Origin of the sequence: Nocardioides sp. (assembly GCF_047607365.1) — a bacterium.
Taxonomy (GTDB): Bacteria; Actinomycetota; Actinomycetes; order Propionibacteriales; family Nocardioidaceae; genus Nocardioides.
In genome coordinates, this window is the sequence record NZ_JASGDD010000195.1 from 1 (window position 1) to 5,018 (window position 5,018).

General features: G+C 72.3%; 6 protein-coding genes. 4 read left to right on the forward strand and 2 right to left on the reverse strand.

What is annotated here, in order from left to right; translation table 11 throughout:
• Both QM572_RS15185 and QM572_RS15190 read right to left on the reverse strand, forming a co-directional pair.
• On the reverse strand, nt 1–536 hold a 536-nt coding region (locus QM572_RS15185), incomplete at its 3' end, for a hypothetical protein (protein ID WP_415094569.1).
• A 3-nt stretch (nt 537–539) separates the two neighbouring features.
• Nucleotides 540–1,283 carry an SDR family NAD(P)-dependent oxidoreductase gene (locus QM572_RS15190; protein WP_415094571.1) on the reverse strand — a complete coding sequence of 248 codons (744 nt, stop codon included), beginning with the start codon at nt 1,281–1,283 and terminating at the stop codon, nt 540–542.
• A gap of 56 nt (nt 1,284–1,339) precedes the next feature.
• Here QM572_RS15190 and QM572_RS15195 point away from each other — a divergent pair, with 56 nt between their 5' ends.
• Genes QM572_RS15195 through QM572_RS15210 form a run of 4 tightly spaced genes read left to right on the forward strand, consistent with a single transcriptional unit; the run spans nt 1,340 to nt 4,777 of the window.
• Nucleotides 1,340–2,146 (forward strand): ParA family protein, encoded by an 807-nt coding sequence (locus QM572_RS15195; protein WP_415094573.1) that lies wholly within the window; start codon nt 1,340–1,342, stop codon nt 2,144–2,146.
• Nucleotides 2,147–2,149: 3 nt separating this feature from the next.
• Nucleotides 2,150–4,111: a primary-amine oxidase gene (locus QM572_RS15200; protein ID WP_415094575.1), complete on the forward strand. Its 1,962-nt coding sequence runs from the start codon at nt 2,150–2,152 to the stop codon at nt 4,109–4,111.
• A gap of 44 nt (nt 4,112–4,155) precedes the next feature.
• Nucleotides 4,156–4,404: a type II toxin-antitoxin system Phd/YefM family antitoxin gene (locus QM572_RS15205; protein WP_415094577.1), complete on the forward strand. Its 249-nt coding sequence runs from the start codon at nt 4,156–4,158 to the stop codon at nt 4,402–4,404.
• On the forward strand, nt 4,388–4,777 hold the full coding sequence (locus QM572_RS15210) for a type II toxin-antitoxin system VapC family toxin (RefSeq protein ID WP_415094579.1): 390 nt from the start codon (nt 4,388–4,390) through the stop codon (nt 4,775–4,777). The genes QM572_RS15205 and QM572_RS15210 overlap by 17 nt, the downstream gene beginning before the upstream one ends.
• The last annotated feature ends 241 nt before the right edge of the window (nt 4,778–5,018 follow it).

Below are 5,018 nucleotides of genomic sequence, written 5' to 3' on the forward strand. Positions count from 1 at the left end.
CGGAAGAGCAGCGAGAGGCAGAAGACCAGCGAGCCGGCCCCCAGCCCGCGGGCCAGCGCCGGCGAGTGCCGGGCCAGCAGGCCGGTGGCGAGCAGCATCGCCAGCGGCACGGCGGCATAGCCCGCCGAGCCGTTCGTCGGGCCGACGGCGTACCCGAGGAGACGGGTCACGGCGACCGAGACGACGACGAAGCCCCCGGCCGCCACCGGTCCCGCCCAGCGCGGCACGGCGAAGAGCCGCGGCGTCGCGAGGACGATGAAGAGCAGCACGAACACTCGGATCGGCCACACGTCGGCCTGCAGCGCCCACCGCGTCGCGACGGTGTGGAAGAGGAAGGAGCCGGCGCCGATCGCCGCCGCTCCCACGGCCAGGGCCTGGCCGGCCCGGTCGCCGGCCGCCCGGGCGAGCCGCCACGCCAGCACCGCGGCGACGACGAAGGAGAGGTTCGAGACGGCGTTGAGCGGCTCGGCCCAGAAGGTCGCGTCGGTGCGCTCGCAGTAGCCGTCGACGGCGTCCGACCAGTGCGTGGCCGGCATCCGCTACTTGCGACCCAGCGACTGGAAGCGCTGGAGCAGGCGGTGCGGGACGTGGCGCCCGGCGCTGGCGATCGCCTTGTAGCGAACGCTCGGGATCGAGATGGCCCGGCCCTTCTCGAAGTCGGCGAGCGCCGTGGCGACGAGGTCGTCGACGTCGAGCCACATGAACCGTGGCGCGGAGGTCTCCGGGTCCACGCCCATCCGCTCGTGGAACTCGGTGGCGGTGAAGCCCGGGCAGAGCGCCATGACCCGCACGCCCTGCGGCGCGTACTCGGCGTGCGCCCACTCGCTGAACGAGTTCACCCACGCCTTCGCCGCGCCGTAGGTGCCGCGCGGCAGGAAGCCCGCGACCGACGACACGTTGATGACGTCGGTCCTCGCCGACAGCGCCGCGTGGCTCAGCCGCAGCACGGCGGTGACCAGCACCTCGAGCATCGCGGTCTCCTCGTCGGCGGTGTTCTCCGCGAACCGCTTCTTGAGCCCGAAGCCGGCGTTGTTGACCAGCAGGTCGAGACGGGCACCGCCTGCGACCCGCTCCTCGACCCGCTTCAGCTGCTCCCGGTCGGTGAGATCGGCCGCGAGCACCTCGACGCCGACGCCGTACGCCGTCGCCAGCTCGTCCGCGGTGGTGGCCAGCCTCGCCTCGTCCCGGGCCACCAGGACAAGGTCGTGGCCGCGGACGGCGAGCTGCTGGGCGAAGGCGAGGCCGATCCCGGCCGTCGCGCCGGTGATGAGTGCGGTGGGCATGGTGTGGAGAGTAGCGCCGCGCCACGCTCGGGTGCTGCGGCATGATGGAGCCCACCATGACCATCACACTCGCCGTCGCCAACCAGAAGGGCGGGGTCGCCAAGACCACGTCCGTCGCCTCGCTCGGAGCGGCGCTGGCCGAGCTCGGCCAGCGGGTGCTGCTGGTCGATCTCGATCCGCAGGCCTGCCTGACCTTCAGCCTCGGCATCGACCCCGAGGACGTCGAGGTCAGCGTCCACCAGGTGCTCACCAAGGGCGTCGACCCGGCCGAGGTGATCCTCGAGACCGAGGACGGCGTCGACCTGCTGCCCGCCACCATCGAGCTCGCCCGCGCGGAGGCGGACCTCCTGACCCGCACCGGCCGCGAGCACGTGATCAAGGGCTCGCTCGAGGATCTGTCCGAGGGGGAGGAGGCCTACGACTGGATCCTCCTCGACTGCCCGCCGTCGCTGGGCGTGCTCACCGTCGCCGCCCTCACCGCCGCCGACGGCGTGCTCATCCCGCTGCAGTGCGAGACCCTGTCGCACCGCGGCGTGGGCCAGCTCCTCGACACCGTCCACGACGTGCGCCGCTTCACCAACCGCCGCCTCGAGGTGTGGGGCGTGCTCCCGACGCTCTTCGACGGCCGCACCAACCACTCCCGCACCGTGCTCGACACGATCAGCGAGACCTACGACCTCGACGTCGTCGAGCCGCCGATCCCCAAGACGATCAAGTTCGCCGAGGCCCCGGCCGCCGGGCGCTCGATCCTGGCCACGAGCCGGACCAGCAAGGGCGCGCAGGCCTACCGCAAGGTCGCCGCCAACCTCCTCGCCAAGGCGGCCGCGGCCACGAAGCCGGCCCGCGCGTCGAAGAGGCGCTAGCGGATGGCGAGCCACCCGCTCGACCCGCTCTCGGCCGACGAGGTCCGCCGCGCCACCGCGCTCCTGCGCCGGGAGAAGGGCTTCGGCCCCGGCTGGGCAATGGCCTTCCTCGAGCTCGTCGAGCCGACGCGCGCCGAGCTCCGCTACCCCTCGGCCGTCTCGGCGCGGCGCGCGCACGCGGTGCTGTGGGAGCGCCCCGCCGGCACGGCCTACCGCGCTCAGCTCGACCTCGGCGCGGACGCGCTGACGGGCTGGGAGCGGCTCGACGGCGTCCAGCCCAACATGACCGACACCGACTGGGCGGTCACCGACGAGATCCTCCGCGGCCACCCCGACCTCCTCGCCGCGCTGGCCGAGCGGGGCATCGACGGCGACGACCAGGTGCTCTTCGACATGTGGGCGTTCGGCGGCCACCTCATTCCGGAGAAGTACGCCGGCCGGCGGGTCGGCTGGGTCGACCTCTGGCTCCGCGGATCGGAGAACGGCAACCCCTACGCCCACCCGATCCCCGGGATCACGCCCATCGTCGACCTCAACGCCGGGGAGCTGCTCGAGATCGAGATTCACCCGCAGCCCACCGAGCTCGCGCCGGTGATGGGGGAGTACCTCCCCGAGCTGGTCGAGGATCTCGTGCCGGGGTTCGCGCTCCGCGCCGACCGGGCGCCGCTCGACATCGTCCAGCCCGACGGCGCCGGCTTCACCGTCGACGGCCGGCTGCTCACCTGGCAGAAGTGGTCGATGCGGGTCGGGTTCAACTACCGCGAGGGCATGACGCTCCACCAGGTCGCCTACGACGGCCGCTCGGTGGCCGATCGGCTCTCGTTCGCCGAGATGGTCGTGCCCTACCGCGATGCCGGCTCCCAGCACTTCCGCCGGACGGCGTACGACATCGGCGAGTGGGGTCTGGGCAACATGACGACCTCGCTGGAGCTGGGCTGCGACTGCCTCGGGGAGATCGCCTACCTCGACGCCGTGCTCGCCGACTCGCGCGGGGAGCCCAGGGAGATCCGCAACGCGATCTGCCTGCACGAGGAGGACGCGGGCGTGCTGTGGAAGCACGTCGACTACCGGGCCGGCGCCGAGGTCCGCCGCTCACGCCGCTTCGTCGTCTCCTTCCACGTCACCGTGGCCAACTACGAGTACCTCACCTACTGGCGGTTCTACGAGGACGGCAACATCGAGTGCGAGGTCCGCGCCACGGGGATCATGGTCACCACGCCGTACGACGCGGCGGCGGGCGCCGCGCCCGGGCCGGTCGTGGACCGGCAGACCTACGCGCCGATCCACCAGCACTTCATCGTCGCCCGGCTCGACCTCGCGGTGGACGCCGAGGACGGGTCCGGCAACACCGTGGTGATGACCGAGACGGTCGTCCCGCCGGTCGGTGAGGAGAACCCGCACGGCCTCGCCCTGAAGGCGACCTCCACGCCGCTCACCACCGAGACCGCCGGCAAGCAGGACTTCTCCTGGGAGACCCAGCGGGCATGGAAGGTGACCAACCCCAACAAGACGAACGGTCTCGGCGGGGCACCGTCGTACAAGCTCGTGCCGGGCGCGGCGATCCCGTCGATGCTGGCGCCCGAGTCGCCGGTGCTGGCACGCGCCCGGGTGCTCGAGCACCCGCTGTGGGTGACGCCCTACGCCCCCGACGAGCGCTGGCCGTGCGGAGAGTTCGTCACCCAGTCGACCGAGGACACCGGCCTGCCCGTCTGGACCGCCGCCGACCGCAGCATCGAGAACACCGACGTGGTGCTCTGGTACACCTTCGGCATCCACCACGTCCCCCGCCCCGAGGACTGGCCGGTCATGCCGGTCGACGTCGTGTCGTTCTGGCTCAAGCCCGTCGGCTTCTTCGACCGCAACCCGGCCCTCGACGTCGCCCCCTCCGAGGGGCGCCACGGAGCCTGCTGCGCCTCCGCCGCCCGCGGCGAGGGGTGCGACGCCACCTGCCCCTGCTGCCACTGAGCCTGGTCTGGTCAGGTTGACCAGACCAGGAGTAGCCTCGGGACATGACGATCACGGTCAACGTGCAGGAGGCGAAGACCCGTCTCTCCGATCTGCTGCGGCGGGTCGAGAGCGGCGAGCACGTGGTGATCGCCCGGCACGGCAAGGCGATCGCGGAGCTGACGCCGGTCACGCCGCCGGACTTCGTCTTCGGCGGGTTTCCCGACGTGGTCGTGTCCGACGACTTCCTCCACCCGCTGACGGAGGAGGAACTGGCCGAGTGGGAGGACGCTCCGGTTGAGCCTCGTCCTTGACACCCACGCCCTGCTCTGGCTGGCGAACGGGTCGGTCGAGGTCCCTGCGGGCGTGATCGAGCGATGGCGGGACGCCTCGGCGCGATGGGTCTCGGCGGCCAGCGCCTACGAGATCGCCTACAAGACGGCGCGCGGCCGACTCCCGGGTGGGCAGACGGTCCTCGACGGGTGGGACCGGCTCCTGCGTCAGGTCCGTGCCCAGGAGCTTCCGCTCTCCGTCGCGCACATGACCCGCGCCGGGTCGCTCGCGTGGGAGCACCGCGACCCCTTCGACCGCATGGTCGTCGCCCAGGCGCAGGTCGACGGCCTGACGCTCCTCACCGCCGACAGCGCCATCCGCGGCTACGCGGACGTGACGACGTACTGGGGCTGACAGTGAGAACCCCGCCGAGGTGGGGTTCTCACTGTCGGAGCGAGCCGGGGGCCGACCACATCCCCACCTCGGTGGGGTTCTTGCTCAACGAGAGCTCTCGATCTCGGCGATGAGCGCCTCGTTCATCGGCTCAGTCGGCGGCGGGAGCGCCGCTCGCGCCCGAACCGGAGCCGGAGGGGCGGCGGCGACGGCGGCGGTTGCGGGAGGCGCCGGCCGGCTTGTCGCCGGCGGCGGACGTGCC